Origin of the sequence: Nonomuraea turcica (assembly GCF_030718205.1) — a bacterium.
Classification (GTDB): Bacteria; Actinomycetota; Actinomycetes; order Streptosporangiales; family Streptosporangiaceae; genus Nonomuraea.
The window spans coordinates 48568-73955 of record NZ_JAUZQF010000017.1 but is presented as its reverse complement, the minus strand read 5'-3'; the positions used below and the strand labels follow the sequence as shown (position 1 = coordinate 73955).

Annotated in this window: 23 protein-coding genes; 9 read left to right on the top strand and 14 right to left on the bottom strand. The window is 71.8% G+C overall.

What is annotated here, in order from left to right; all coding sequences use genetic code 11:
* Window positions 1–19: 19 nt before the first annotated feature.
* Window positions 20–1225: an MFS transporter gene (locus Q9G87_RS37405; protein ID WP_305921304.1), complete on the bottom strand. Its 1206-nt coding sequence runs from the start codon at window positions 1223–1225 to the stop codon at window positions 20–22.
* A gap of 81 nt (window positions 1226–1306) precedes the next feature.
* Between Q9G87_RS37405 and Q9G87_RS37400 the strand changes: the two genes are divergently transcribed.
* Window positions 1307–2221 carry an EamA family transporter gene (locus tag Q9G87_RS37400; protein ID WP_305921303.1) on the top strand — a complete coding sequence of 305 codons (915 nt, stop codon included), beginning with the start codon at window positions 1307–1309 and terminating at the stop codon, window positions 2219–2221.
* Window positions 2222–2501: 280 nt separating this feature from the next.
* Here Q9G87_RS37400 and Q9G87_RS37395 read toward each other — a convergent pair whose 3' ends face one another.
* From Q9G87_RS37395 to Q9G87_RS37360, 8 genes are read right to left on the bottom strand one after another with little or no spacing between them, the layout of a single operon-like run.
* Complete coding sequence (locus tag Q9G87_RS37395) at window positions 2502–3170, bottom strand: GntR family transcriptional regulator (protein ID WP_305921302.1); 669 nt, start codon at window positions 3168–3170, stop codon at window positions 2502–2504.
* 12 nt (window positions 3171–3182) lie between these two features.
* Complete coding sequence (locus Q9G87_RS37390; protein ID WP_305921301.1) at window positions 3183–4451, bottom strand: ornithine cyclodeaminase family protein; 1269 nt, start codon at window positions 4449–4451, stop codon at window positions 3183–3185.
* Window positions 4448–5416 (bottom strand): proline racemase family protein, encoded by a 969-nt coding sequence (locus Q9G87_RS37385; RefSeq protein WP_305921300.1) that lies wholly within the window; start codon window positions 5414–5416, stop codon window positions 4448–4450. The genes Q9G87_RS37390 and Q9G87_RS37385 overlap by 4 nt, the downstream gene beginning before the upstream one ends.
* On the bottom strand, window positions 5413–6414 hold the full coding sequence (locus Q9G87_RS37380; protein WP_305921299.1) for a proline racemase family protein: 1002 nt from the start codon (window positions 6412–6414) through the stop codon (window positions 5413–5415). The genes Q9G87_RS37385 and Q9G87_RS37380 overlap by 4 nt, the downstream gene beginning before the upstream one ends.
* On the bottom strand, window positions 6411–7304 hold the full coding sequence (locus tag Q9G87_RS37375; protein ID WP_305921298.1) for a dihydrodipicolinate synthase family protein: 894 nt from the start codon (window positions 7302–7304) through the stop codon (window positions 6411–6413). The genes Q9G87_RS37380 and Q9G87_RS37375 overlap by 4 nt, the downstream gene beginning before the upstream one ends.
* 24 nt (window positions 7305–7328) lie before the next feature.
* Entirely contained in the window at window positions 7329–8774 is a 1446-nt protein-coding gene (locus Q9G87_RS37370; RefSeq protein WP_305921297.1) for an FAD/NAD(P)-dependent oxidoreductase, read from the bottom strand.
* Window positions 8771–9022, bottom strand: coding sequence for a (2Fe-2S)-binding protein (locus tag Q9G87_RS37365; RefSeq protein ID WP_305921296.1), 252 nt, complete (start codon window positions 9020–9022; stop codon window positions 8771–8773). Before Q9G87_RS37365 ends, Q9G87_RS37370 begins: the two co-directional genes overlap by 4 nt.
* Window positions 9019–10161, bottom strand: coding sequence for an NAD(P)/FAD-dependent oxidoreductase (locus Q9G87_RS37360; protein WP_305921295.1), 1143 nt, complete (start codon window positions 10159–10161; stop codon window positions 9019–9021). The genes Q9G87_RS37365 and Q9G87_RS37360 overlap by 4 nt, the downstream gene beginning before the upstream one ends.
* 96 nt (window positions 10162–10257) lie before the next feature.
* Between Q9G87_RS37360 and Q9G87_RS37355 the strand changes: the two genes are divergently transcribed.
* Window positions 10258–11238: a COX15/CtaA family protein gene (locus Q9G87_RS37355; protein ID WP_305921294.1), complete on the top strand. Its 981-nt coding sequence runs from the start codon at window positions 10258–10260 to the stop codon at window positions 11236–11238.
* 5 nt (window positions 11239–11243) lie between these two features.
* Here Q9G87_RS37355 and Q9G87_RS37350 read toward each other — a convergent pair whose 3' ends face one another.
* A complete protein-coding gene (locus tag Q9G87_RS37350; protein WP_305921293.1) occupies window positions 11244–12437 on the bottom strand; it encodes a PrsW family intramembrane metalloprotease in 1194 nt (397 codons plus the stop codon).
* Window positions 12438–12526: 89 nt separating this feature from the next.
* Complete coding sequence (locus Q9G87_RS37345; RefSeq protein WP_305921292.1) at window positions 12527–13471, bottom strand: heme o synthase; 945 nt, start codon at window positions 13469–13471, stop codon at window positions 12527–12529.
* A 258-nt stretch (window positions 13472–13729) separates the two neighbouring features.
* Between Q9G87_RS37345 and tkt the strand changes: the two genes are divergently transcribed.
* From tkt to pgl, 6 genes are read left to right on the top strand one after another with little or no spacing between them, the layout of a single operon-like run.
* Window positions 13730–15838, top strand: a complete 2109-nt coding sequence (tkt, locus tag Q9G87_RS37340) for a transketolase (protein WP_305921291.1) — start codon at window positions 13730–13732, stop codon at window positions 15836–15838.
* Window positions 15839–15845: 7 nt separating this feature from the next.
* Window positions 15846–16937, top strand: a complete 1092-nt coding sequence (tal, locus tag Q9G87_RS37335) for a transaldolase (protein ID WP_305921290.1) — start codon at window positions 15846–15848, stop codon at window positions 16935–16937.
* The gene (locus tag Q9G87_RS37330; RefSeq protein ID WP_305921503.1) at window positions 16937–18589 is read left to right on the top strand and encodes a glucose-6-phosphate isomerase; all 1653 of its coding nucleotides are present in this window, start codon (window positions 16937–16939) and stop codon (window positions 18587–18589) included. Before tal ends, Q9G87_RS37330 begins: the two co-directional genes overlap by 1 nt.
* A gap of 1 nt (window position 18590) precedes the next feature.
* Window positions 18591–20192, top strand: coding sequence for a glucose-6-phosphate dehydrogenase (gene zwf / locus Q9G87_RS37325; RefSeq protein WP_305921289.1), 1602 nt, complete (start codon window positions 18591–18593; stop codon window positions 20190–20192).
* Entirely contained in the window at window positions 20192–21106 is a 915-nt protein-coding gene (locus tag Q9G87_RS37320; RefSeq protein ID WP_305921288.1) for a glucose-6-phosphate dehydrogenase assembly protein OpcA, read from the top strand. Before zwf ends, Q9G87_RS37320 begins: the two co-directional genes overlap by 1 nt.
* A gap of 32 nt (window positions 21107–21138) precedes the next feature.
* On the top strand, window positions 21139–21912 hold the full coding sequence (pgl, locus tag Q9G87_RS37315) for a 6-phosphogluconolactonase (protein WP_305921287.1): 774 nt from the start codon (window positions 21139–21141) through the stop codon (window positions 21910–21912).
* A gap of 77 nt (window positions 21913–21989) precedes the next feature.
* On the opposite strand, the gene add is transcribed toward pgl, so the two are convergent.
* Window positions 21990–23027 (bottom strand): adenosine deaminase, encoded by a 1038-nt coding sequence (add, locus tag Q9G87_RS37310; protein ID WP_305921286.1) that lies wholly within the window; start codon window positions 23025–23027, stop codon window positions 21990–21992.
* Window positions 23028–23125: 98 nt separating this feature from the next.
* Here add and Q9G87_RS37305 point away from each other — a divergent pair, with 98 nt between their 5' ends.
* Complete coding sequence (locus Q9G87_RS37305; RefSeq protein ID WP_305921285.1) at window positions 23126–23872, top strand: class I SAM-dependent methyltransferase; 747 nt, start codon at window positions 23126–23128, stop codon at window positions 23870–23872.
* A 31-nt stretch (window positions 23873–23903) separates the two neighbouring features.
* Here the strand turns inward: Q9G87_RS37305 and Q9G87_RS37300 are convergent, their stop codons facing one another.
* Together Q9G87_RS37300 and Q9G87_RS37295 are read right to left on the bottom strand one after the other, a co-directional pair.
* On the bottom strand, window positions 23904–24479 hold the full coding sequence (locus Q9G87_RS37300; protein ID WP_305921284.1) for a TetR/AcrR family transcriptional regulator: 576 nt from the start codon (window positions 24477–24479) through the stop codon (window positions 23904–23906).
* 12 nt (window positions 24480–24491) lie between these two features.
* On the bottom strand, window positions 24492–25361 hold the full coding sequence (locus tag Q9G87_RS37295; protein WP_305921283.1) for an oxidoreductase: 870 nt from the start codon (window positions 25359–25361) through the stop codon (window positions 24492–24494).
* Window positions 25362–25388 lie beyond the last annotated feature (27 nt).

The window sequence follows — 25388 nt, the reverse complement described above, 5'->3', positions numbered from 1 at the left end:
CGCTGGGAGTGACGCGGCCTCACTCGGGCTGCGGCCGGGGGCGCTCGGTCTGGAGGGCGCCGTAGCGGCGGCGGGTGAGGGCGGCCACCGCGGTGAGCGGGACGACGGCGGCCGCAGCCACCCCGAACAGCAGCGCGTACCGGCCGTCCTCGGCCAGCGGCCCGGCTGCCCACGACGCGACCGCGCTGCCGACGAACAACGCGGAGGCGAAGAACGCGATCGTCGTCCCCCTGGCCTCCGGCACCACCGACGTGGCCCAGGTCTGCAGCGAGGAGTGCAGGAACGACCAGCCGCCGCCGAGCAGCAGCGCGGTGACGGCCACCGTCGCCATGCTCACGTGGGCGGCCACGAGCGCGAGCCCCGCGCACATCTGCGCACCGCCCACGGCCATCAGCACGGGCACGGGCCAGCGCCCCGACAGCCGCTTGACCACCTTCGCCAGCGCCCACAACCCCAGGCCGTACGCGGTGATGCCCAGGCCGGCCACGGCCGCCGCGACCCCCGAGTACTCCAGCGCGGTGGCCAGGAACGGCATGGTGCCGAGCATGATCGCGCCCTCGGTGAACGCCAGCGCGAAGACGAGCAGGGCCCAGCGCTGCCCGAGCACCATGCCCAGGTACCGCCCCATCCCGAGCCCTCCGCGCCCGCTGCCGCGCGGCGGCTCGGGCAGCGAGCGCAGGGCCAGCGCGCAGATGAGGGCGCAGGCGGCCGGCACGATGAACCCCGCCCGCCAGTCCAGCAGACCCGCCAGCACGCCGCCGAGCCCCGTGGCCAGGGCCGTGCCGAGCGCGGCGGCGCCCATCAGGTCCGTCAGGGCGCGCTGGCGTACCGAGGGCCGGACTGTGTCGCCCACATACGTCAGGCCCGTCGGGATCACCGCGCCGAAGCAGGCGCCCGTCACGACCCTGGCCGCCACCAGCGCTCCCAGCACGGGCATCAGCGCCGACACCAGCCCCGCCAGGGCCGCGCCCAGCAACGCCAGGCGCATCACCCGCACCCGGCCGAACCGGTCCGACAGCATGCCCCACAGCGGCTGCGTCAGCCCGTACGCCAGGTAGTAGCCGCTGGCGGCGGCCACCGACGCCGACAGCGGGACACGCAGGTCGGCGGCGATCACCACGAGCATGGGGCTCACGGCGAAGCGGTCGAAGCTGCTGACGAACGAGGCGACGGACAGGCCCAGCGCAGGCCGGGCGAGGCTCACGGGGGCGGCGGGGGCTTCCATGTGGCACCACCCTAGAGCCAGGAATGTCACCGGCCCTCAGTAGGCTCAACCCACCATCTGATGTTTCACCCGAGGAGCCCCATGACCGCCTTCGCCCTGGACGATCCCCTCGATCGTGGCTCAGGCCTGCCCCGGCCGGGGCGCCTGCTGCGGGCGGCCTCCGATTCGATCCCGCCGTCCTCGCTGGTGCTACTGGGGATCGTCTCGGTGCAGATCGGCGCCGGATTCGCCAAGGAGCTGTTCGCGGTGTTGCCGCCGAGCGCGGTGGTGTTCCTGCGCATCGCGGCCGGCGCCCTGGTGATGGGAGCGTTCATCAGGCCCCGGCTGAAGGGGCTGGCCTGGCGCGACTGGGCGGTGGGGATCGGCTTCGGCGTGACGCTGGCCGTGATGAACCTGTCGTTCTACGAGGCGCTGTCGCGGCTGCCCATGGGCATCGCGGTGGCGATCGAGTTCCTCGGTCCGCTGGGCGTGGCCGTGGCGGCCTCGCGGCGCAGGATCGACCTGCTGTGGGTCGGGCTGGCGGGAGCCGGCGTGGTGCTGCTGGCCCCGTGGGGCGAGTCGGCGTCGGTGAGCTGGGTCGGCATCGCGTTCGCGATGGTGGCCGGGGCCTGCTGGGCGGGCTACATCCTGCTGTCGGCGGCGGCGGGGCAGCGGTTTCCCGGGACGACCGGGTTGTCGTTCGCGATGATCGTGTCCGCCCTGGTGATCGCCCCGGTCGGGGTCACGACGGGTGGGGCCGACCTGCTGCAGCCGGAGCTGCTGCTGATCGGGCTCGGCGTGGGGTTGTTGTCGTCGGTGATCCCCTACTCGCTGGAGCTGCAGGCGCTGCGCCGCATGCCCAAGCACGTGTTCGGCATCCTGATGAGCCTGGAGCCGGCGGTGGCGGCGATGATAGGGCTGCTGCTGCTCGGCGAGATCCTGCACGTGCAGCAGTGGGCGGCGATCTTGTGCATCGTCGCCGCCAGCCTGGGCTCGACCAAGAAGGCGAAGAAGTAGGAGGACCGCCGCGCGCCCAGGGATGGGGCCTCTCGGGCGCGCGGCGGAGGGCTCGGCTCTCGGTGGGCGGGGTGTGCCGAGCCCGCGGAGGGTCAGCGGAGTGCGGGGTTCCGCTGGACCGGGGTTGATGCCGTCCCTCGCCGGGTCCCCGGCACGCGCGAATAGCCCGTCCGGCGCGGGTGGAGGGGGCGGTCTGCCGGCGGTTGGGCGTCAGCGCGCTCAACCGGCCTGCATCGAGGTTACCTCGATCCAGGCGGGCCCGATCCCCGAATGTCGGAAGTCAGTGCTCGGCCCAGATGCCGCGCACGTGCCCGATGTGCTCGCCCATGACGTGCGCGACGGCCTCGCTGTCGCCGCTCTTGAGCGCGTCGAGCAGCGCCAGGTGCTCCCTGGCCGAGTCGCCCAGCGCGCCGCGCTCGTACAGCTGCGACAGGCCGTAGAGCCTGGCCCTGGTCCGCAGGTCGCGGACGACCTCGACGAGGTGGGCGTTGCCGCACAGGGTCAGCAGCTCGACGTGGAAGCGCAGGTCGGCATCGACGTAGGCGAGCAGGTCGCCGCGCTCGCCGGCCGAGACGATCTCCTCGGCGATGGGCCTGAGCCGCTCGAACTCCTCCGCCCGCGAGCTGTCGGCCAGCCGCGCCACCGTGGGCACCTCGATGAGCTGGCGGATCTCGGTGAGCTCGTCGAGGTCGCGGTCGGACAGCTCGGTCACCCGGAAGCCCTTGTTGCGCACGGCCTCGACCAGGCCCTCCTTGGCCAGGTCGAGCATGGCCTCGCGGACCGGCGTGGCCGAGACGCCGAACTGGGCGGCCAGCACCGGCGCGGAGTAGACCACCCCGGGCCGCATCTCACCGGTGATCAGCGCGGCGCGCAGCGCGTGCGCGACCTGCTCGCGCAGGCTCTGGCGCTCCCCCACCATCGGCAGGTCGAGCCGATCCTCGGCAGGCATCCGCCCATCCTCCTAAATCCACGCCTCATACGCGGCGGCCGCGATCACCAGGTCTTCCCACGCCATGCCCGTGCTCTTGAACACGCGTGGCCCCGGACCGGCGATCACCTGTCCGGTGATCAGCTCGGCGAGGTTCCCGGCGAGATGACCAGAGGTGATCGTACCGTGGCGGATCGGGATGATCACATCCCCGGCCTCCTCCAGGGCGGCCGCCCTGGCCTCGACGACCACGGTGGCGCGGGCGATGAGGTCGCCGTCGAGCTCGCGGGCGCCGGGCTCGTGGGAGCCCACGGCGACGACGGTGACGCCGTCGCGGGCGAGCTTACCGGGGAACAGGGGCTCTCTGGCGGTCGTGCAGCACGCGATGAGATCGGCTTCGGCCACCGCCTCCGCCACGACGTCGTCGTGCGCTCCGGCGGCACCTGACACGTGGTCAGCGCCGCGCTCCCGCCCTCCGGTCACCGGATCCGGCGCCCCCCGTGAGGCGACCGGCCCATGAGCGGACGCACCGGCCGCGACTGCGGGGCGTCGCCCAACCGGTGCGTCCGACGCCTCCTCCGTCGCCCTGTCCGGCGCCTGTCCGGTCGGCGCGGTCGGCAGGCTCGGTGAGGCGACGGGTGCGTTGGGCGCACCGGCGCTGGAGGGTGCATCGGCCGAGTCGGCGGGTGCCTGGTTGCGGGCTGTGGGGGCGGGGGCGGAGCCGACAGGCGCAGACGCCGGACCGGCGGGGCCGGAGGCGAGGGCGCGGGATGGGAGGCCGAGGGTGCGGCAGCGGGTGGCCAGGGCCTCGGCGCGGGCAAGGTCGCGACCGATGACCGTCACCTCGGTGATGGGCCGGACCTCGCGGAAGGCCAGCACGTGGCCCCAGGCCTGAGGCCCGCTCCCGAACACCACCAGCTTCCCGCCACGCGCCTCGGCCAGGTGGTCGACGGCCAGGGCGGAGACGGCCGGGGTGCGCAGGGAGGTGATGGCGATCCCGTCCATGGCGGCCAGCGGCGCGAGCGTGCCGCCGTCCAGCAGCAGATACGTCCCCTGGATCCGGGGCAGCCCCCGCCCGGGGTTGCCGGGCGCGATGGTGACGGCCTTCACCCCCACGTACCGCCCGGCGGCGGCGGGCATGAGGAGGAGTTGCCCGGCGGGCACGTCCACGACGGGCCGCTGCGGCGTGGCCTCCGGGTCGAGCCCGGCCCGCAGCGCGTCCTCGAGGATCCGCACGGCCCGCCCCACGGGCAGCAGCCGCTCCAGGGTGGCGGCGTCGAGGTACGGCAGAGCGTCGGTCATCGCAGCGTGAACCCCGTTCCCATCGGATCCTCCGGATCCAGCTCGAACGAATGCCGCCCGGTCCGGTACGCCATCCCCTCGATCTCCGGCACGACGCCCTCCCCGGCCACACCGGCCACGCGAGCCCGGAAGACGCTGCCGACGATACTGCTGTGGACCAGCGTCCCGCGCAGCCCGGAGTCGTGCAGCAGCGCCAGCCGGGCCGCCGTGCCGGACCCGCAGGGCGACCGGTCGACCTCCCCGTCGGCGAACACCGTCACGTTCCGCTGATGCGTCACGCCGTCCACGTCCTGCAGCTCGTCGTAGAAGATCACCCCGTAGACGCCGGACAGCCGCTCGTCGGAAGGATGCCGGGACGCCGGGTGGCCGGCCAGGTCGGCCTTGATGCGCCGGGCGTGCTCGATCAGCGCCGTCAGGTGCCGGGGCTCCACCGACAACCCCAGCGCCCCGGCCGGGACGGACGCGTAGATGGCGCCGCCCCACGCCACGTCCACCTTGACGCCGCCGGCGGCCACGTCACGCGCCACCACGTACGACGGCACGCTGACGAACGTGACCCCCTTCACCCGCCCGCCGGAGCTGCGCACCCGGGCCGTGACCCGTCCGGACGGCACGTCGATCACCACGTCCGTGTCGCCGTCGGGGTCGGCCTCGACGAGGCCCTCCTGCACCGCGTACGCGCCCAGCGCGATCGTGCCGTGCCCGCACGCGGTGGAGAAGCCGTCCTTGTGCCAGAAGAGCGCGCCGAAGCGGGCGCCGGGATCGTTCGGCGGGACGAGGAAGCAGCCGTACATGTCGGCGTGGCCGCGCGGCTCGTGGCACAGCAGCCGCCGCACATCGTCGGCGTGCTCCATGGCGGCGGCGCGGCGGGCGAGCACGTCCGCGCCGGGGATCTCGGCCACGCCCCCGGTGACGATCCTGAACGGCTCGCCACCGGTGTGGTAGTCGACGGTGGTGATCGTCATAGTTCGAACCCGGCCGGGAACGGGTCGCGCGGGTCCAGGAAGTATTGGGCGGTGCCGGTGATCCAGGCGCGACCGGTGATCGACGGCACGACGGCCGGCGCGCCGCCCACGGTGGTCTCCTCCAGGAGCCGGCCGATGAAGCGGGTGCCGATGAACGACTCGTTGACGAAGTCCCGGCCGAGCGGCAGGTCGCCGCGGGCGTGCAGCTGGGCCATGCGGGCGCTGGTGCCGGTGCCGCACGGCGAGCGGTCGAACCAGCCGGGGTGGATGGCCATGGCGTGCCGCGAGTGGTGGGCGTCGGAGCCGGGGGCGGCGAAGTAGACGTGATGGCAGCCGCGGATGCGGTCGTCCTCGCGGTGCACGGGCTGGCCGGTGGCGTTGATCGCCTCCATGGTGGCCAGGCCGGCCGTGATGATCTCGTTCTTGGCCTTGCGGTCGAAAGGCAGGCCATAGGAGTCGAGGTCGACGATGGCGTAGAAGTTGCCGCCGTAGGCGAGGTCGTAGCGGATCTCCCCGAACCCGGGCACGGTGACGACGGCGTCCAGCCGGTCGCTGTAGGAGGGCACGTTACGCAGCGTCACCGACATGGCCATGCCGTCCTCGACGGCCACGTCCACCACGACCAGCCCCGCCGGGACCTCCAGGCGCACGGTGGTGACCGGCTCGACGACCTCGACCATGCCGGTCTCGACGAGCACGGTGGCCACGCCGATCGTGCCGTGCCCGCACATCGGCAGCAGCCCGGACACCTCGATGAACAGCACACCGAAGTCGGCGTCCGGCCGGGTGGGCGGCTGCAGGATGGCGCCGCTCATGGCCGCGTGGCCGCGCGGCTCGGTCATCAGCAGGGTGCGGATGTGGTCGAGGTTGTCGCGGAAGTAGACCCGCCGCTCGGCCATGGTGGCGCCGGGGATCACGCCCACACCACCGGTGATCACGCGGGTGGGCATGCCCTCGGTGTGGGAGTCGACGGCGTGGAAAACCCGCTTGGTCCTCATCTCAGCCCTTCCGCCAAGGCCTTCTCGGTCGCGGCACGCACGACGGCGGCCTGCTCGTCGGTGAGCGGCTGCCTGGGCTGCCGGCACGGGCCACCGTACCGGCCGGCGAGGTCCATGGACAGCTTGATGGCCTGGACGAACTCCGTCTTGGAGTCCCAGCGCAGCAGAGGGTGCAGCTTCCTGTAAAGCGGCAGCGCGGTGGCGAGGTCACCGGCGACCGCGGCGCGGTAGAGCGCCACGTTGGAGGCGGGCAGCGCGTTGGGGTAACCGGCGATCCAGCCGACCGCCCCGGCCACGGCCAGCTCCAGCAGCACGTCGTCGGAGCCGATCAGCACGTCCAGCTCGGGCGCCACTTCGGCGATCTCGTACGCGCGCCGCGGGTCCCCGCTGAACTCCTTGATGGCCACGATCAGGCCCTCCTCGTGCAGCTTGGCCAGCAGCGCGGGGGTCAGGTCGACCTTGGTGTCGTACGGGTTGTTGTAGGCCACGATCGGCACCCCGGCCTTGGCCACCTCGCGGTAGTGCGCGAGGACCGCCCGCTCGTCGGCCCGGTAGGCGTTGGGCGGCAGCAGCAGGACCGAGCCGCAGCCCGCCTCGGCCGCCTGCTCGGCCCAGCGGCGCGACTCGGCGGCGCCGTACGCGCCGGCCCCGGCCATCACGTTCGGGCCCCCGACGGCCTCGACCGCCGTCTCGATCACGCGGGCGCGCTCCTGCGGGGTGAGCGTCTGGTATTCGCCGAGCGACCCGTTGGGCACGACGCCGTCGCAGCCGTTCTCGACCAGCCAGCGGCAGTGCGCGGCGTAGCCGTCGAAGTCGACGGACAGGTCGTCACGCAGGGGCAGCGCGGTGGCGACCATGACGCCGTGCCATGGCTTGCTGCGATGTTCCATCAGGAGTCCTCCATGTCAGGTGTTTCAGGGTGCGAGGGGATCGTCGGGATTGTCGGCGCGGCTCGTGGCGAGGTCGTCGCCGGGTCCGGCGGCCTCGCTGAGGGCGCCGAGGGTGATGGGCTGGGCGATGGGGCGGCGGGGCGGTTGCTGCGGCTCGCCGGCCAGGCAGGCGACGGCGTACCCGCAGATGCGGCCCTGACACCAGCCCATCCCGGGCCGGGCCAGCAGCTTGATCGAGCGCGCGTCGGTGGCGCCGAGCTCCTGCGCCTCGCGGACGCGCGCCAGCGGCACCTCCTCGCACCGGCACACCAGCGTGTCGTCCCGCAGCCACCCCTGCCAGCCGGGCCGGACCGGGTACGCCTGCTGCAACGCCGCGCCGAAGGCCCGCCATCGATCCCGCCGCCGCGACAGCGCCCCGGCGACCTCGCCGGCCATCAACTCGACCCCCGCCGCTCCGGACGGGCGGCGGCGGGTGTGCGCGACGATGGACCGGCCCGCGATGCGGCCCTCGATCTCGGCCAGCCGCCATCCCCCCACGCCGGTGGGCTCGCCTGCCGCCCACACCCCGGGCACGGTGGTGCGCTGGGCGGAGTCGGCTTCCAGGACGGGGCTGCCGTCCAGGTCGTGCCGGGTCCCGCAGCCGAGTTGCACGCCCAGGTCGATCTGGGGCACGAAGCCGTATCCCGTCGCCACGGTGTCGCACTCGACGATCCGGGTGTCGAGAACGTTCCACCGCTGGTCGAGGCGGGCCACGGTGACGGCCTCCACCTCGCGCTCCCCGTGGGCGGCGACGACCGCGTGGCGCGTCAGGTACGGAACCCGGTGCCGGGCGAGGCTCAGCGCGTACCCGGCGGCCTCCGCGGCCTTGCCGAGGGCGAGCAGCGGATGCCTGGCCAGCCCGAGCGCCCCGCCCGCCTCGAACACGCCGAGCACCTTCGCCCCGGCCGCTGCCAGCCCGGTCGCCACGGGCAGCAGGAACGGCCCGGTGCCCGAGACGACGATCCGCCTGCCCGCCACCACGCCGTCGCCCTTGAGCAGCGCCTGCGCACCCCCGGCCGTGAGCACGCCGGGCAGGTCCCAGCCGGGGAACGGCAGCGGCCGGTCGTACGCGCCGGTGGCGATCAGCAGCCGCCGCCCCCGCACGGCGACCGAACGCCCGTCCGGGGAGCCGGCGTGCACGAGCAGGTCGCCGTCCGGCTCGCGGGCCACGCTCCACACTTGGTGCCGCGCCAGCACCTCGGCCCGGTCGCTCAGGGCGCGCACCTGTCGCAGGAACCGGTCCAGCCCCGGCGTGCGTCCGGGCACGGCGGTGTGCCGGAAGTACTGGCCGCCGAGCCGCGCCGAGGAATCCAGGAGCGCCACCCGCAGCCCGGCCAGCGCCGCCGTGAGCGCGCCTGCCACCCCGGCGGGCCCGCCGCCGACGACCACCAGGTCGTACGTCGCCCGCTCGCCGGCTGAGCCGTACGTCATGAGGTCGTCACCTCGTCCCCTGGCTCGGCCTCGGCCAGGCAGGCGCGTTCAGGCGCCCGCCCGTTGACCGAGATCAGGCAGTCGAAGCACACCCCGATCCCGCAGAACAGCCCGCGGGGCCGCCCGCCGAACCGGGTGGCGCGCCACGAGCGGATCCCGGCCGCGTGCAGCGCCGCGCCGATCGTCTGGCCGGGCACGACCGGTACGGACCGGCCGTCGACCGTGATGGAGAACGGGCGGACGGTCAAGAAGCCTCCTCGGGGAAACGGTCCGGGCGGAAGGGGCTCAGGTCCAGGTCGGGCCGGGCGCCGGTGAGAACCTGGGCGAGCAGGTGACCGGTGGCCGGGGCGAGCCCGATGCCGGCGCCCTCGTGCCCGCACGCGTGGTAGAGCCCGGGCACGCGCGGATCGGCGCCGATGACAGGCAGGTGGTCGGGGCAGTACGGCCGGAAACCGCAGTAGGACCTGATGACCCGCACGCCCCGCAGCACCGGGAAGAGCGCGACCGCCTGCGCCGCCAGCCGGGCGAGCACCGGCACGGACGTGGTCCGGTCGAACCCGACCCGCTCCCTGCTCGCCCCGATCAGCACCGTCCCCGCCACCGTCCCCTCGACCACGGCCGATGTCTCCAGCCCTGCCGAGTCGCTGGCCACGTTGGTGACGTAGGCGGCGGTGTAGACCTTGTGCCTGATCAGCGGCTCCGGCAACGGCTCCGTGACCAGGATGAACCCGCGCCTGGGCAGGACCGGCAGCCGCACCCCCGCCCACGCGGCCACCTCGCCGCCCCATGTGCCGGCCGCGTTGATCACCGCGCCGCCGAGCACGTCGCCGTGCGTCGTCCGCACGCCGGTCACCCGCTCCCCCGAGCGGATGAACCCGGTCACCCCGACCCCGAGCCGCAGGCGGAGTCTGGCGCGCCCAAACGTGTCGGCGCCCTGCTTGAGCAGGGTGGCGGCGGCCAGCATGGGCTGGACCTGGGCGTCCTGCGGGTAGTAGACGCCGCCGGCCAGCCCCTGCGCGAGGTGCGGCTCGTAGTCGCGCAGCGCGTCACTCGCCACGACGGCGTGGTCGACGTCCTGCTTGGCGGCGAGGTCCTCGAGCTGCCGCCGGATCTCGGGGGTCTCGGCGACGACCAGTCCGCCTTTGGCCTCGAACTCGAACCCACCATGCTCTGCCAGCGTGCGCCAGAGCCGGTTGGACAGCACCGCCAGCTCCAGCTCCGGCCCGGGCTCCTTGTCCGACACCAGCACGTTGCCCTCGCCCGAGCCGGTCGTGCCGCCGGCGACGGGCCCACGGTCGATCACGGTCACGTCGAGGCCCGCCCGCGCGGCGTAGTAGGCGCACGCCGCCCCCACGACGCCGGCGCCGACGACGATGACGTCGGACATGACCACCTCCCCCAGTAATATGTCACATACCTAAGTGGGTTGAGAAGCCCGTTCCCCGTGGCGGGACCGACCGTACCGGCCCGTACCATCGATGACGTGAAGCTACCCACGGATCACTCCAACCCCCTCGTGCGCCACCTGTTCTCCTTCTGGGCGCCGACCACGCAGTCGATGCGGGGCTGGGCGACGGCATCCGTGGTCGTCAACGCGGGCATCACGGTGACCGGCGCGGGCGTGCGCGTCACCGGCTCGGGGCTCGGCTGCCCGACCTGGCCGAGGTGCACCCCGGACAGCTTCATCCCGGTCGCGCACCCTGAGGTGTCGATGCTCAACATGCTGGTCGAGTTCGGCAACCGGCTGCTGACCTTCCTGGTGCTGGCCGTGGCGGCCGCGTGTGTCATCGCGGCCTGGCGGATGGTGCCCCGCCGGCGGTCCCTGGTCCGGCTGGCGCTGCTCCAGCCGGTGGGCGTCCTGGCCCAGGCACTGTGGGGCGGGCTGGTGGTCAACACGATGCTCAACCCGTTCACGGTCGGCATGCACTTCCTCATCTCCAGCGGCCTGATCGCGGCCTGCTGGATGTTGTACGCCCGCGCGGGCGAGGGCGACGGCGCGGCACGGCGGGTGACTCACCGGGATGTCCGCAGGCTGGGCCACGTGCTGGTGGCCGCCGTCTTCGTGCTGCTGGTGGCCGGCGTGGTGGTGAGCGGCACGGGACCGCACTCGGGCGACGTGATGGCCTCGCGCTTCGACCTCGACATCGAGGCCGTGGCCCGGCTGCACGCCGACCTCGCCTACGTCGTCGTCGGGCTGACGTTCGCGTTGCTGTTCGCCCTGCACGTGGGCGACTCCACGCGGCCGGCCCGGCGGGCCGCGCTGGCGTTGTTCGTGGTGGAGCTGCTGCAGGGCGTGATCGGCTACACCCAATACTTCCTGGCCGTGCCCGCCGCCCTGGTCCTGCTGCACGTGCTCGGCTCGACCCTGGTCTGGATCGCCGCTCTCAGGGTGGTGACCTCGCTGCGCACCCGCGACCCGGTGCCCGCGCCCCACTCCGCCGTCGAAGCGCCCGCCACCGTCTGAGCGGATCAGCCCGGCGCGCCGGGGGCGTAGCCGGGCGGCGGCGTGCCCCTCGCGACCGACCCGGCGTGCACCGACGGCACAGGGAAGTCCGCCCTGGCCGTGCTCATGCACTCCAGCAGCGCCCGCTGCTCCTCATGGAAGGTCTGCTCGTCGACCATGTGACGGGCCGCCCGCTCGTGCAGCAGCCCCAGCTCGGTGGCGGCGAGCTGGTAGTCGCGCATCGCGCGCAGCCCGCGCTTGCCGCCGTGGGCCTTGGCCCACTGCCTGGCCTGACGGCGCCGGGAGAACGCCGACAACATGTAGACGTCGGCCCCGTTGACGAGCTTGGTCGGCTCGTACGGCGGCAGATAGCGCTGGATGAGCGCCACGATCCGGCGCCGGTCCCTGAACACCACGCCGATGAGCACGACGAGCACCACCAGCAGCGTCAGATAGGCCACCACGAGCCCGGGGAAGCCGCCGTAGGAGGCCAGGCCGTTCCACAGGCCGTGCAGGACCATCGCGCCCGACCAGCCGGCCAGGATATAGAACACCCGCTCGGAGCCGCTGCGCTGGGCGGCGTAGGCTACGCCGACGCCGATCATCGAGCTGAACAGCGGATGCGCCAGCGGCGACAGGATGCCGCGCAGCACCACGGTGACCGCCAGTCCCTTGACACCGGACTCGGAGTTGAGCGCGGCGAGGTAGTAGCTGACGTTCTCGCTCATGGCGAAGCCGAGGCCGACCATGCTGGCGTAGATGACGCCGTCGGTGGGCCCGTCGAGCTCGGCCCTGCGGAACCTGAGCATCCCCAGCAGCACCAGGCCCTTCATCGTCTCCTCGACGACGGGAGCGCCGAACGTGGCCGCGATGTTGCGGGCGCTGGCCTCCGACAGCTTGACGGTGTCCATGATGTAGTGCAGGTTGAGCGAGTTGACCACGCCCGCGACCAGCACCGCGATGCCCGCGCCCCACGCGAAGGCGAAGGTCAGGTTGCTGCGCGGCTCCGGCTCCATCCTGTCCAGTGCCAGCACCGCGGCCAGCAGCATCGGCACCGGCGCCAGCGCCAGCGTGAGCGCGATGAAAAACTGCACCGGCTCGCCGTTGAGCACGTCGAACGAGAAGGAGACCAGAGCGCAGATGCCGGTGAGGACCAGCCCGATGATCAACGCCAATGAGGGGCGGTCCTTCAACACCCAGCGTGGATCACGGGACGCCATAGGGTGACTTTAACGGATCAGAGTGCCGGTGGCCGTGCCAGCATAGCCACTCCTCACCGTCCAGAAAGGACCCGCGGCGGCGATGGCGATCACGCCAGCAGCGGGTCGATCGCGACGGCGAGGAAGAGCAGCGCCAGGTAGGCATTGGACCAGTGGAAGAAGCGCATGGGCCGCAGCTCGACGCCGGTCTTGCCGGCGTTGAGCCGGGCCAGCAGGCGGTGCACCTCCCACAGGCACATCACGCCCAGCGCTGCCGCCACGACCGGGTAGAACAACGTGGTCCCCGCCACCGGCCAGAGCAGCAGCGAGCACAGCACGGTCGCCCACGTGTAGCCGATGGACTCCAGGATGACCCGCCGCTCGGTGGCCACGACCGGCAACATCGGCACCTTGGCCGCCGCGTAGTCCTCCTTGTAGCGCATGGCCAGCGTCCAGGTGTGCGGCGGCGTCCAGAAGAACACCACCCCGAACAGCACCAGCGGCGCCCAGTCCAGCCGCTCGGTGATGCCCGCCCAGCCGATCATCACCGGCATGCAGCCCGCGATGCCGCCCCACACGATGTTCTGGGCCGTGCGCCGCTTGAGGATCATCGAGTAGACCAGCACGTAGAACAGGATCGCCGCGGTGGACAGCAGCGCCGCCAGCCAGTTGGTGGTGACCCACAGCCCGACCAGGGACAGCACGCCGAGCACGATCCCGAAGATCAGCGCGCCGCGCGGCGACACCTGGTGCCTGGCCAGCGGCCGGCGGCGGGTGCGGCGCATCTTCTGGTCGATGTCGCGGTCCACATAGCAGTTGAGCGCGTTGGCGCTGCCCGCCGACAGGGTGCCGAACACCATGACCGAGATGGACGTCCACAGCGGCGGCAGACCGCCCGCCGCGAGGAACATCACCGGCAGCGTGGTGATCAGCAGCAGCTCGATGATCCGCGGCTTGGTGAGCGCGATGTAGGCCTTCACGATCATGCCGATCGAGCGCGGCGCCTCCACCTGCGGAGATGGCGCCGTCGCCTGCCTGTTGGTCAGCACCGTCAAGGCGCTTCCAGCCTGTGCGGAGTCAACGCGTAACCTCTGATAAGAGCGGATCCATGGGTGGGCGCCGGTGACGCCTCTGCGAACCCAACAAACTGTAGTCGCAGGGTGGGCCGGTCCGGCCAATGGGGGGCTTGCGCCATACATGGACACGCGCGGGTGGATATGGAATTGATCGCCACGTCCACTCGGTTAGGGTCCGTGTGGGCGGGATAGCCAACCGGCATGACCAATGACAACTAGATTCCGGAGATCGAGCACTTGAGCACCGAACTCGTGCCAGCCCTTGACTGGACCGACCTGGACAAGCAGGCGGTCGACGTCATTCGAGCCCTGGCGATGGACGCAGTGGAGAAGGCGGGCTCGGGTCATCCCGGCACCGCCATGAGCCTGGCCCCCGCCGCATACTTGCTGTTTCAGCGTGTGATGCGCCACGACCCCACCGATCCCAACTGGATCGGGCGCGACCGTTTCGTCTTGTCGTGCGGCCACACCAGCCTGACCCTCTACATCCAGCTCTATCTTTCCGGCTACGGCCTGACGCTCGACGACCTCAGGCGGCTGCGCCAGTGGGACAGCCTCACCCCCGGCCACCCCGAGCACGGCCACACCGCGGGCGTCGAGACCACGACCGGCCCGCTCGGCCAGGGCCTGGGCAACGCGGTCGGCATGGCGATGGCCGCCCGCCGCGAGCGCGGCCTGTTCGACCCCGACGCCGAGCTCGGCGCCTCACCGTTCGACCACCACATCTGGTGCTTCGTCAGCGACGGCGACATCGAGGAGGGCATCAGCCACGAGGCCAGCTCCCTCGCCGGCCACCAGAAGCTCGGCAACCTCATCGTCGTGTGGGACGACAACCACATCTCCATCGAGGACGACACGCTGATCGCCAAGTCCGAGGACGTGGTCAAGCGCTACGAGGCCTACGGCTGGCACACGGAGAGCGTCGACTGGACCGCCGGCGACAACTACCACGAGGACGTGCAGGCCCTGTACGACGCGCTGGAGGCGGCCAAGGCCGAGACCGACCGGCCGTCGTTCATCCGGCTGCGCACGATCATCGGCTGGCCGGCGCCCAACAAGCGCAACACCGGCAAGATCCACGGCTCGGCGCTGGGCGAGGCGGAGGTCGCCGCCACCAAGGAAGTCCTCGGCATGGACCCGGCCAAGACCTTCGACGTGCCGGCCGACGTGCTCGCGCACGCCCGCGAGGTGGCCCAGCGCGGCCGCGCCACGCACGCCGAGTGGGAGAAGGGCTACGCCGAATGGCGGCTGGCCAACGCCGAGCGCGCCGAGGAGCTCGACCGCATCTCCCACCGCCAGCTGCCGAACGGCTGGTACAAGGCGCTGCCGTCGTTCGAGGTGGACGCGTCGATGGCCACCCGCAAGGCGTCGGGCGAGGTGCTGAGCGCGCTGGCGCCGGTGCTGCCCGAGCTGTGGGGCGGCTCGGCCGACCTGGCCGAGTCCAACAACACCACGATGAAGGGCGAGCCGTCCTTCATCCCGGAGGAATACCAGACCAAGGAGTTCCCCGGTAACCGCTACGGCCGCACGCTGCACTTCGGCATCCGCGAGCACGCCATGGGCGCCATTCTCAACGGCATCGCCCTGCACGGCGGCACCCGCCCCTACGGCGGCACGTTCCTGGTCTTCTCCGACTACATGCGCCCGGCGGTGCGCCTGGCCGCGCTGATGAAGCTGCCGGTCACCTACGTGTGGACGCACGACTCCATCGGCCTGGGCGAGGACGGCCCCACCCACCAGCCGATCGAGCACCTGTGGGCGCTGCGCGCGATCCCCGGCCTCGACGTGGTCCGCCCGGGCGACGCCAACGAGACCGCGTACGCGTGGAAGGCCGTGCTCGAGCACAAGGACCGGCCCGCCGCGCTCGCGCTGACCCGGCAGAACCTGCCGGTGTACGAGGGCACCAGCACCGACGGCGTGGCCCGCGGCGGCTACGTGCTGCGCGAGGCGTCCGACGGCCAGCCCAGGGTCATCATCATCGCCACCGGCAGCGAGGTGCAGCTGGCCGTGGAGGGCCGCGAGCTGCTCGAGCAGCAGGGCATCCCCACGCGAGTGGTCTCCATGCCGTGTGTGGAGTGGTTCAACGGGCAGGATTCCGCATACAGGCAGACGGTTCTGCCGTCGTCGATCAGGGCTCGGGTGGCGGTCGAGGCGGGCATCGCGCTCGGCTGGCACCAGTTCGTCGGCGAATGCGGCGAAGTGGTCGGCCTCGAACACTTCGGTGCGTCGGCTCCGTACAAGACTGTGTTCGAGCAGTTCGGGCTGACGGCCGAGCGCGTGGCGGCGGCGGCACATGCGAGCCTGGCCAAGCTTGGTCAGGAAAAAGGCGAGACGACGGGAAACTGAAGAAGACATGAGCGAGATCCTCAACAAGCTGTCCGGCCAGGGCGTGGCCATCTGGCTCGACGACATCAGCCGTGAGCGGCTGCGCAGCGGCAACCTGGAGCAGTTGATCAGGGAGAAGAACGTCGTCGGGGTGACCTCCAACCCGACGATCTTCGCCGGCGCGCTCAGCAAGGGCGACGCCTACGACGTGCAGCTGCACGACCTGGCCATCCGTGGCGTCAACGTGGACGAGGCCGTGCGGGCGATCACGGCCTATGACATCCGCTGGGCCTGCGACGTGCTGCGCCCTGTCTACGACGCCACCGGCGGCGTGGACGGCCGTGTGTCGCTGGAGGTGGACCCGCGCCTGGCCCGCGAGAGCGAGAAGACCGTGGCCGAGGCGCGGGCGCTGTGGTGGATGGTGGACCGGCCCAACCTGTTCATCAAGATCCCGGCGACCGTGGAGGGCCTGCCGGCGATCACGCAGGCGATCTCCGAGGGCATCAGCGTCAACGTGACGCTGATCTTCTCGCTGGAGCGTTACCGCGCGGTCATGGACGCCTGGCTCGCCGGCCTGGAGGCCGCGCAGGCCAAGGGGCTCAACCTGGCCACGATCGAGTCGGTGGCCTCGTTCTTCGTCAGCCGGGTCGACACCGAGATCGACAAGCGGCTGGACAAGGTCGGCAAGCCGGAGCTCAAGGGCAAGGCGGGCGTAGCCAACGCGCGGCTGGCGTACGCGGCGTACGAGGACGTCATGAACACCGAGCGGTGGCAGCGGCTGCGCTCGGCCGGCGCCCGGCCGCAGCGCCCGCTGTGGGCCTCGACCGGCGTGAAGAACCCTGAATACGCCGACACGCTCTACGTCGACCAGCTCGTCGCCCCCGGCACCGTCAACACGATGCCGGAGAAGACGCTCGACTCGACCGCCGACCACGCCAACGTCACCGGTGACACCATCCGGCCGTTCTACGAGGACGCCTGGAACACCATGGCCGCGCTCAAGGAGGCCGGCGTCGACTACGACGACGTGGTGAAGGTGCTCGAGGAGGAGGGCGTGCAGAAGTTCGAGGCGTCCTGGAACGAGCTGCTCGAGAGCGTCACCAAGAACCTGGTTCCGTGATGGATGTGCTCTACCGCGACGAGAGGGCGGCCTCGGCCGCCTCCTCCGTCGCGGGGCGTCTCGTCGCCGACGGCGTGCCCGCGCGGCTCGCCGCCGGCGACCCCACGCTGTGGGGTCGCGAAGGGAGCGAAGCTCCCAGAGACGCCGAGGCGTGGGCGGACGGGCTGCCGTTCCGCGCCTCGCGCGAGCTGCTGCCCGAACTGGGCGAGCTCGCCGAGCAGGCCCGGGCCGCCGGCCTGACCACCGTGGTGCTGGCCGCCACGGACGGCGCGGCGCTGGCGGCGGAGGTCATCTGCGACACCGCCGACGTGCCGCTCACCGTGCTCGACACGTCCGACCCCGGACAGGTGCGGCGGGCGCTGGCCGAGCCCTTGGAGTCCACGGTCATGGTGGTGGCGGGCCGGGCTGTGGAGACCGATTGCTGCCTGCGGATCTACGAGGAGCTGTTCGCGGCGGCGGGCATCGACGCCGCGCAGCGCATCGTGGCCGTCGCCGTACCCGGCTCGCCGCTGCAGCGGCGGGCCGTGGAGCGCGGCTACCGCCTGGTGCCGTCGAGCACCCCCGACACACCGTCACCGGCCGGCGGGCCGGGTCCGGCGTCGCCGGCGGGCGGCTGGGGCGCGGCCGTGCCGACGGCCGCGCTGGTGGCCGCGGCGCTGGCGGGGGCTGACGTGGCGCGGTTGCTCGACGACGCCGAGGAGGTGCTGCCGCTGCTGTCGCGAGACAGCGGCAACCCCGGGCTCGCCCTGGGGGCGGTGCTCGGCGGCGCGGCCTTGGGCGGCCGGGACAAGCTCCTGCTGGAGGACCAGCTGTCCGCCATCGCCGGGCTGCCCGACTGGATCGAATGGCTCGTCGCCGCGTCCACCGGCAAGCGCGGCAAAGGGATCCTGCCCGTCGTGGGCGCCGACCCCCACCGTGCCCACGACGAGCTGGTCGTCGCCATCGAGTCCGACATCGGCGACGTGCGCGTGGACGGTCCGCTGGGCGCGCAGTTCCTGGTCTGGCAGTACGCCGCCGCCGTCGCCGCGCTCCTGCTGGAGGTCGACCCGGCCGACCGGCCCGACCAGGCCGAGCCCGCCGGCACCGCCGAAGCCCTGCTGGCGCTGCCCGAGCTGCCCGCGGGCGCGCCCGCGCTGGTGGACGGCCCGGTCGAGGTCTACGGCCCGGTGACGGCCAAGGACCTGCCCGGGGTGTTCATCGAGCTGTTGCACACTATTCCGGCCGACGGTTACCTGGCGGTGACGGCCTACCTGGACCGGCTGGCGGCCTTCGACGCGCCGGTGCCCGACGGCGCCGACTTCGAGCAGATGACCGACGCCTGGATGATGGCCGACCCGGCCACGCTGCGGGCGTTGCTGGCGCTGCGTACCGACAGGCCGGTGACGTTCGGGTGGGGGCCGCGCTCGTTGCACGCGACCGGGCAATATCACCAGGGCGGGCCCCAGAACGGGGTGTTCCTGCAGATCACCGGGGCGGTGGCGGAGGACGTCGCGGTCCCGGGCAAGCCTTACACGCTGGGCCGTCTCCAGCTCGCCCAGGCGCTGGGCGACCTGGAGGCCCTCGAAACGCGCGGACGGCCCGCCGTACGCCTGCATTTGACCGACCGCGCGGCAGGAGTCGCGCACCTGCTCGCAGCCGCACAGGAGGTTTGAGATGACAGACCCTGGAGCACCCGCGGAGGAGGCCGCCACCGTAGCGGCGGCCGTGGCGGGGACCGCCACCACGGAGGAGGTGGTCGCCGCGAACCCGCTACGGGATCCGCGTGACAAGCGCCTGCCCAGAGTGGCCGGCCCCTGCGTGATGGTGTTGTTCGGCGTGACCGGTGACCTGGCCAAGCGCAAGCTGCTGCCGGCGATCTATGACCTCGGCAACCGGGGGCTGCTGCCGCCGGGGTTCTCGCTGGTCGGGTTCGCCCGGCGGGATTGGAAGGATCAGGACTTCGCCCAGCTGACGCACGACGCGGTCAAGGCGCACGCCAGGACGCCGTTCCGTGAGGAGGTCTGGAAGCAGCTGCTCGAGGGCATCCATTTCGTGCCGGGCGAGTTCTCCGACGACGGCGCGTTCGACGCGCTGTCCATGGCGTTGGCGGAGATCGACCAGACCCGCGGCACGGGCGGAAACTACGCTTTTTACCTGTCGGTGCCGCCGAAGTTCTTCCCGTTGGTGGTGGAGCAGCTCAAGCGGACCGGGCTGGCCGACGCGCCCGAGGGATCGTGGCGGCGCGTGGTCATCGAGAAGCCGTTCGGGCACAACCTGCAGTCGGCGCACGAGCTCAACGAGATCACCACGTCGGCCTTCCCGGAGAGCTCGATCTTCCGGATCGACCACTACCTGGGCAAGGAGACCGTCCAGAACATCATGGCGCTGAGGTTCGCCAACAACCTCTACGAGCCGATCTGGAACCGGAGTTTCGTCGACCACGTGCAGATCACGATGGCCGAGGACATCGGCATCGGCGGGCGGGCCGGCTACTACGACGGCATCGGCGCGGCCCGCGATGTGATCCAGAACCACCTGCTCCAGCTTCTCGCGCTGGTGGCGATGGAGGACCCGACCTCGTTCGAGGCGCAGGCGCTGCGGCGGGAGAAGGAGAAGGTGCTCAAGGCCGTGCGCCTGCCTTCCAACCTGGGGCTCAACACGGCGCGCGGACAATACTCGGCAGGCTGGCAGGGCGGCGAGAAGGTCGTCGGCTACCTGCAGGAGGAGGGCATCTCGCGCGCGTCGACCACCGAGACGTACGCCGCCATCAAGCTGGAGATCGCCAACCGGCGGTGGGCGGGCGTGCCGTTCTACCTGCGCACCGGCAAGCGCCTGGGCCGCCGGGTGACGGAGGTCGCGGTGGTGTTCCAGCGCGCGCCGCACCTGCCCTTCAGCAAGGACGACACCGAGATCCTCGGGCAGAACGCGCTCGTGGTGCGCGTCCAGCCGGACGAGGGCATCACGGTGCGTTTCGGCTCGAAGGTGCCGGGGACGGCCATGGAAGTGCGCGACGTCTCCATGGACTTCGCCTACGGCGAGTCGTTCCTGGAGTCGTCGCCGGAGGCGTACGAGCGGCTGCTGCTCGACGTGATGATCGGCGACCCGCCGCTGTTCCCGCACCAGCGGGAGGTGGAGCTGTCGTGGAAGATCCTCGACCCGATCGAGGAGTTCTGGGCCACTCAGGGCCAGCCCGAGCCCTACGAATCGGGCTCGTGGGGGCCGCCGTCGGCGGACGCGATGATGGCGCGTGACGGCCGCGTGTGGAGGAGACTTTAGTGACAACTTTCATGCTGTCGGACACGACGGCGGGGAAGATCTCGGCGCAGTTCATGCACCTGCGCCATCAGATGGGCGCGCCCGCGATCGGCATGGTGCTGACGCTCGTGGTGGTCTGCGAGGAGCGCCACCAGTACGACGCGCTCCGCGCCGCCGCCGAGGCGGCCCGGGAGCACCCGTCGCGCATCATCGTGGTGATCAACCGTGAGGTCGAGGAGCCCATCAGGCTCGACGCCGAGCTGCGCATCGGGGAGTCCACGCCGGGCGAGGTGGTGGTGCTGCGCCTGTACGGCGAGCTCACCCAGCACGCCGACTCGGTGGTCAGCCCGCTGCTGCTGCCCGACACGCCGGTCGTGGTGTGGTGGCCGGGCATGGCACCGGACGTGCCTTCCAAGGACGCGATCGGCGCCCTGGCCCAGCGGCGCATCACCGACGCCAGGGGCATGTCCGACGGCGGCGTCAGGTCGCTGGTGACCAGGGCCAAGGGCTATGCCCGCGGCGACACCGACCTGGCCTGGGCGCGTCTGACGCCGTGGCGCAGCCTGCTGGCCGCCGCGTTCGACCAGCCGGTGGGCCACGTACGCGACGGCGTGGTGGAGGCCTCCGCGGGCAATCCGAGCGCGCCGCTGCTGGCCGCCTGGCTGTCGGAGCGGCTCGGCGCGCCCATCGAGGTCGCCGACTCGCCCGGCCCCGGCCTCACCGCCGTACGCCTGCAGCTGGACGCGGGCGAGCTGGCCGTGGTCAGGACCGACGCCCGGCTGGCCACGCTGTCGCGGCCCGGTCAGCCGGACCGGAACGTGGCCCTGGCCAGGCGGCACACCTCGGAGCTGATGGCCGAGGAAATGCGCAGGCTCGACAGCGACGAGATCTACGAGGCGGCGGTCAAACGGTTCGCCCAGACCTACAAGGGGTGACCTGAGAGACCGTGGCTGAGAAAGTAATGTCTGTGAGCGTCCCCACCATCGTCGTCCACCGCAACGCCGACGTCCTGGCCAAGGCGGTGGCCGCACGGATCATCACCCGTCTGGTCGACGCGCAGTCGGCCAAGGGCTCGGCCTCGATCGTGCTGACCGGCGGCACGGTCGGCATCGCCACGCTGGCGGCCATCGCCGCCACGCCCGCCCGTGACGCCGTCGACTGGCGGCGTCTGGACATCTGGTGGGGCGACGAACGTTTCGTGCCCTCCGGCGACAAGGAACGCAACGAGACCGGGGCCCGCGAGGCCCTGCTCGACCACGTGGACGTGGATCCGGAGCGGGTCCACGTCATGCGCGGCCCCGACTCGGGCATGACGGCCGAGGAATCCGCCAACGCCTACGCCGCCGAGCTGGGGGCCGCCGCCCGTCCCGAGGACCACGGCCCGGTGCCGAACTTCGATGTGATGCTGCTCGGGATGGGCCCGGACGCGCACGTGGCCTCGCTGTTCCCCGGCATGCCGGCGCTGTACGACACCCGCCCGGTGGTGGCCGTCCATGGCTCCCCCAAGCCGCCGCCCACCCGTATCTCACTGACGTTGCCCGCCATCCAGGCGGCGCGGGAAGTGTGGGTGGTGGCGGCCGGCGAGGAGAAGTCCGGGGCCGTCCGCCTGGCCCTTTCCCACTCGGGCCCCGTCCAGGTGCCGGCCGCCGGCGCCCGCGGGCGCGGGCGGACGTTGTTCCTGCTGGACCGGGCGGCGGCGGGGAAGATCCCGCCGGAGCTGGGGCGCCTGTCGTCGCCCTGATCATCTGACCTCAGCCGGGCGGCGGGCCGCCGAGCGTGCACGTGAGCATCTCGGCGAACCGCCGCCCGCCTGTTTCCTCAGCTGGACGCGGTCGCGAGGTCGTCGATCTCCTTCAGCAAGGCATGCTTGCGTGCTCCGGCCAGGTACGAGGCCTGGACGCCGTTCTTGGCCAGCTGGGCCAGCTCCGCCGTGCCGAGCCCGAAGACCTTCGCGGCCACGCGATACTCCTCGGCCAGCGTGGTGGCGAACATGGGCGGGTCATCGCTGTTGAGCGTGACGTACAGGCCCTCCTCCAGCATCCGGGGCAGCGGGTGATCTTCGATAGCGGCGATCTGGCCCGTGCAGACGTTGGAGGTGGGGCAGACGTCCAGGGGGAGCTGCGTGTCGCGGAGGTAGGCGACCAGGCGGGGGTCGGCGAGGCAGTTGATGCCGTGGCCGATGCGCTCCGCGCCGTAGCCCTCGATGACTTCCCAGATCGTCTCGGGGCCGGTCATCTCGCCGCCGTGCGGGACGCTGTGCAGGCCGGCGGCGCGGGCTGCGGAGAACGCGGAACGGAAGGCGTCGCGATATTTCCGGCGTTCTTGCTCAATACCGCCGATGCCGAAACCTACCAGCGTGGTGGGAGGTTCCTGGAGCGCGTGGTCCAGGGTGATCTTTGCGGCCTCCTCGCCGAACTCGCCGGGAATATCGAAGATGTACGCCATTTCCACGCCGTGCTCGGCCAGGGAGCGGGCCGCGGCGAGGTCGAGGGCCTCGGTGACCTCGCGCATGGGCATGCCGACGATGTGATGGGCGTACGGCGTGACCTGCAGCTCCACGTAACGGGCGCCCTGGGGCGCGAGGTCGCGGGCCAGGCCCAGCACCAGGGTCGCCACGTCCTCCGGCTCGCGCACCAACTGATTGACGGCCCGGTACACCCGGGCGAAGTGCGGGAAGTCGCGGAAGGTGTAGAAGCGGCGCAGTTCTTCCTCGGTCGAGGGGACGCCGCTCCCGGGGTGGCGGCGTGACAGCTCCAGGACGGTGGCGACGGAGGCCGAGCCGACCAGGTGGACGTGGAGCTCGACCTTGGGCAGCGCGTGAATGAAGGCGTCGGTGGAGGCGTCGATGGTGGTCATGGCGACGACCTTAGGTCGCACGTCTCCGCTTTTCATAGCCTGAACGCCGAAATCTCACACTAAAATGTAAAATTATTTGCCTAGGTTACGCTAGCTCTGTGATCAACGCCGAAGCGTACGACCGCGGCTTCGCTCAGCTGAGCTCCCACACCGTCGGCCCCCTGCTCGAGCGGGCACACGCCGCCCGCCTGCTCGACGTCGGCTGCGGCACCGGCGTGGTGACCGCCGCGGCGCTCGCCTTAGGGGCGGAGGTCACCGCGGTGGACGCCGACCCGCACATGCTGGAGCTGGCCGCCCGCCGCCATCCCTACGCCACGATCCGGCAGGCCGCACTGCCCGAGCTCCCGTTCGCGGACGGGGAGTTCGACGCCGTGGCCGGAAATTTCATCATCAACCACGTGCCGGACACCGCCGAGGCGCTCAAGGAGCTGCACCGGGTGCTGCGTCCGGGCGGGAGGATCGCCCTGACGTGGTGGAAGGCCGACGAGATGACGGCCACGAACGTCTTCGCCGAGGCCATCGAGGCGGCCGGGGTGTCCTACGAGCCGCCGCCCCGCCCGTTCACCGCCAACGACACCCCTGACCGCTTCGCCGCCCTGCTCACGACCGCGGGGTTCGAGGAGGCGGCCGTGGAGACCGTCCGGTGGCGGCACCAGGTGGATCTCGGGGCCTGGTGGACGGACATCGTGGAGGCGGGCGGGCCGCGGTTCGCGGTGATCGCCGGCCAGCCGCCGGAGGTCGTCTCGCGCATCCAGGCACATTACACGCGCCTGGCGGCCCCGTACGCGCGCGACGGCTTCCCGGTCTGCGCCTACCTGGCCCACGCCAGGCGCAGCCCCGGCTAGACCCGGCTCTCGGGGACCCGCCACCGCCCCCTTAGCCCGCCGCCCAGGCGGTCACCACCGGCAGCAGCACCCCGTCAACGGACTCCGCGACGAAAGCCTCGTCGAACGGCGACCCGTTGAAGATCATGCGGTGCCACACGAGCGCCTCCGCGATCGCGAACAGCCGCGCGGGATCGACGGCCCCGGCCAGCTCTCCCCGCTCCACCGCCTGGTCGAGCAACGTCTTGACGTCACCCAGGTCCTTGGCCTGCATGTGGGTGCGCAGCGTGCGCGCCAGCTCCTGGTTGGACACCAGGGTGGAGGACAGCCCGATGACCAGCGTGTGCTTGCGCTCCACCGCCTGGCACAGGCTGCTGAAGATGGCGGCCAGATCGCCGCGGAGGGAGCCGGTGTCCTGCCCGAGCGGCGCGTCCATGTCGAAGCGCCGGCAGATGACGTCCACGACGAGCTCCGGTTTGCCCGCCCAGCGCCGGTAGATGGTGGCTTTGCTGGCCCTGGCCCGCTTGGCGATCTGGTCGACCGTCATGCGGTCGTAGCCGACCTCCGACAGCAGCTCCATCGTGGCGTCGAGGATGGCCCTGTCACGCTCGGGGTCGAGTGGAGCCACGTACACGTCCTTCTAGCTATACGAGATCTCCTCGAATCGTACGCCCGTCAGCTCGGTGGACACGTCCCACAGGCGCCTGGCGAGCTCTTCTGACCTGGCGGTCTCCGACGGCGTGAGGATCGTGAGCTTGGGGCCGACGAACTCGCCGCCGCGAATGGCGGGCGAGGTGGCGGCGTACAGGGAGGGCTGGGCGCCCTTCTCGGGCGACTTGAAGACCAGGCGGAAGAGGGGCTGCAGGGGCCCCAGCTTGACGATGTTCGTGGCGGTGGTGCCCGGGTGGCAGGCGACGGAGATCAGCCCCGTTCCCGCCTTCTCGGCGCGTCGCCGCAGCTCCAGTGTGAAGAGCAGGTTGGCGAGCTTGGACCGCGCGTACGCGCTCATGCGGCCGTAGCCACGCTCCAGATCGAGGTTGCCGAAGTCCAGCTTGCCCACGGCGTGCGCGTCGCTGGAGACGGTCACCACCCGCGCGCCCGGGCGGGCGAGCAGCTTGGGCAGCAGCAGCCCCGTGAGGGCGAAGTGCCCCAGGTGGTTCGTGCCGAACTGCATCTCGAAGCCGTCCTTGGTCTCCCGCCTGGGGATCATCGCGATGGCCGCGTTGTTGATGAGCAGGTCCACCTCGCCGACGCCCTCGGCGAACTCTCTGACCGAGGCCAGGTCGGCCAGGTCGATGCGGGCGTACTCGACCTGGGCGCCGGGCACCTCCCGCAGAATCCGCTCGACCGCGGCGCCGCCCTTCTCGGGCGAGCGCGCGGCCACGACGACCCGCGCGCCGTGCCGGGCCAGCTCGAGCGCGGTCGGCAGGCCGATGCCGCTGTTGGCGCCGGTCACGATGGCGCTCTTGCCGGTCAGGTCCGGCATGGAGGCGGGGGTCCACGTAGTCATCGCCACTCCGATCCAGAGGTGTACGAA

What these genes read in the sequence shown, in the direction of transcription:
- tal (WP_305921290.1), top strand. Translation starts at nt 15,846, where the DNA reads ATGAGCGAGATCCTCAACAAGCTGTCCGGCCAGGGCGTGGCCATCTGG.
- Q9G87_RS37360 (WP_305921295.1), bottom strand. Translation starts at nt 10,161, where the DNA reads ATGTCCGACGTCATCGTCGTCGGCGCCGGCGTCGTGGGGGCGGCGTGC.
- Q9G87_RS37375 (WP_305921298.1), bottom strand. Translation starts at nt 7,304, where the DNA reads ATGGAACATCGCAGCAAGCCATGGCACGGCGTCATGGTCGCCACCGCG.
- Q9G87_RS37385 (WP_305921300.1), bottom strand. Translation starts at nt 5,416, where the DNA reads ATGACGATCACCACCGTCGACTACCACACCGGTGGCGAGCCGTTCAGG.
- Q9G87_RS37395 (WP_305921302.1), bottom strand. Translation starts at nt 3,170, where the DNA reads ATGCCTGCCGAGGATCGGCTCGACCTGCCGATGGTGGGGGAGCGCCAG.
- zwf (WP_305921289.1), top strand. Translation starts at nt 18,591, where the DNA reads ATGACAGACCCTGGAGCACCCGCGGAGGAGGCCGCCACCGTAGCGGCG.
- Q9G87_RS37380 (WP_305921299.1), bottom strand. Translation starts at nt 6,414, where the DNA reads ATGAGGACCAAGCGGGTTTTCCACGCCGTCGACTCCCACACCGAGGGC.
- add (WP_305921286.1), bottom strand. Translation starts at nt 23,027, where the DNA reads ATGACCACCATCGACGCCTCCACCGACGCCTTCATTCACGCGCTGCCC.
- Q9G87_RS37330 (WP_305921503.1), top strand. Translation starts at nt 16,937, where the DNA reads ATGGATGTGCTCTACCGCGACGAGAGGGCGGCCTCGGCCGCCTCCTCC.
- Q9G87_RS37370 (WP_305921297.1), bottom strand. Translation starts at nt 8,774, where the DNA reads ATGACGTACGGCTCAGCCGGCGAGCGGGCGACGTACGACCTGGTGGTC.
- Q9G87_RS37400 (WP_305921303.1), top strand. Translation starts at nt 1,307, where the DNA reads ATGACCGCCTTCGCCCTGGACGATCCCCTCGATCGTGGCTCAGGCCTG.
- Q9G87_RS37295 (WP_305921283.1), bottom strand. Translation starts at nt 25,361, where the DNA reads ATGACTACGTGGACCCCCGCCTCCATGCCGGACCTGACCGGCAAGAGC.
- Q9G87_RS37390 (WP_305921301.1), bottom strand. Translation starts at nt 4,451, where the DNA reads ATGACCGACGCTCTGCCGTACCTCGACGCCGCCACCCTGGAGCGGCTG.
- Q9G87_RS37405 (WP_305921304.1), bottom strand. Translation starts at nt 1,225, where the DNA reads ATGGAAGCCCCCGCCGCCCCCGTGAGCCTCGCCCGGCCTGCGCTGGGC.
- Q9G87_RS37350 (WP_305921293.1), bottom strand. Translation starts at nt 12,437, where the DNA reads ATGGCGTCCCGTGATCCACGCTGGGTGTTGAAGGACCGCCCCTCATTG.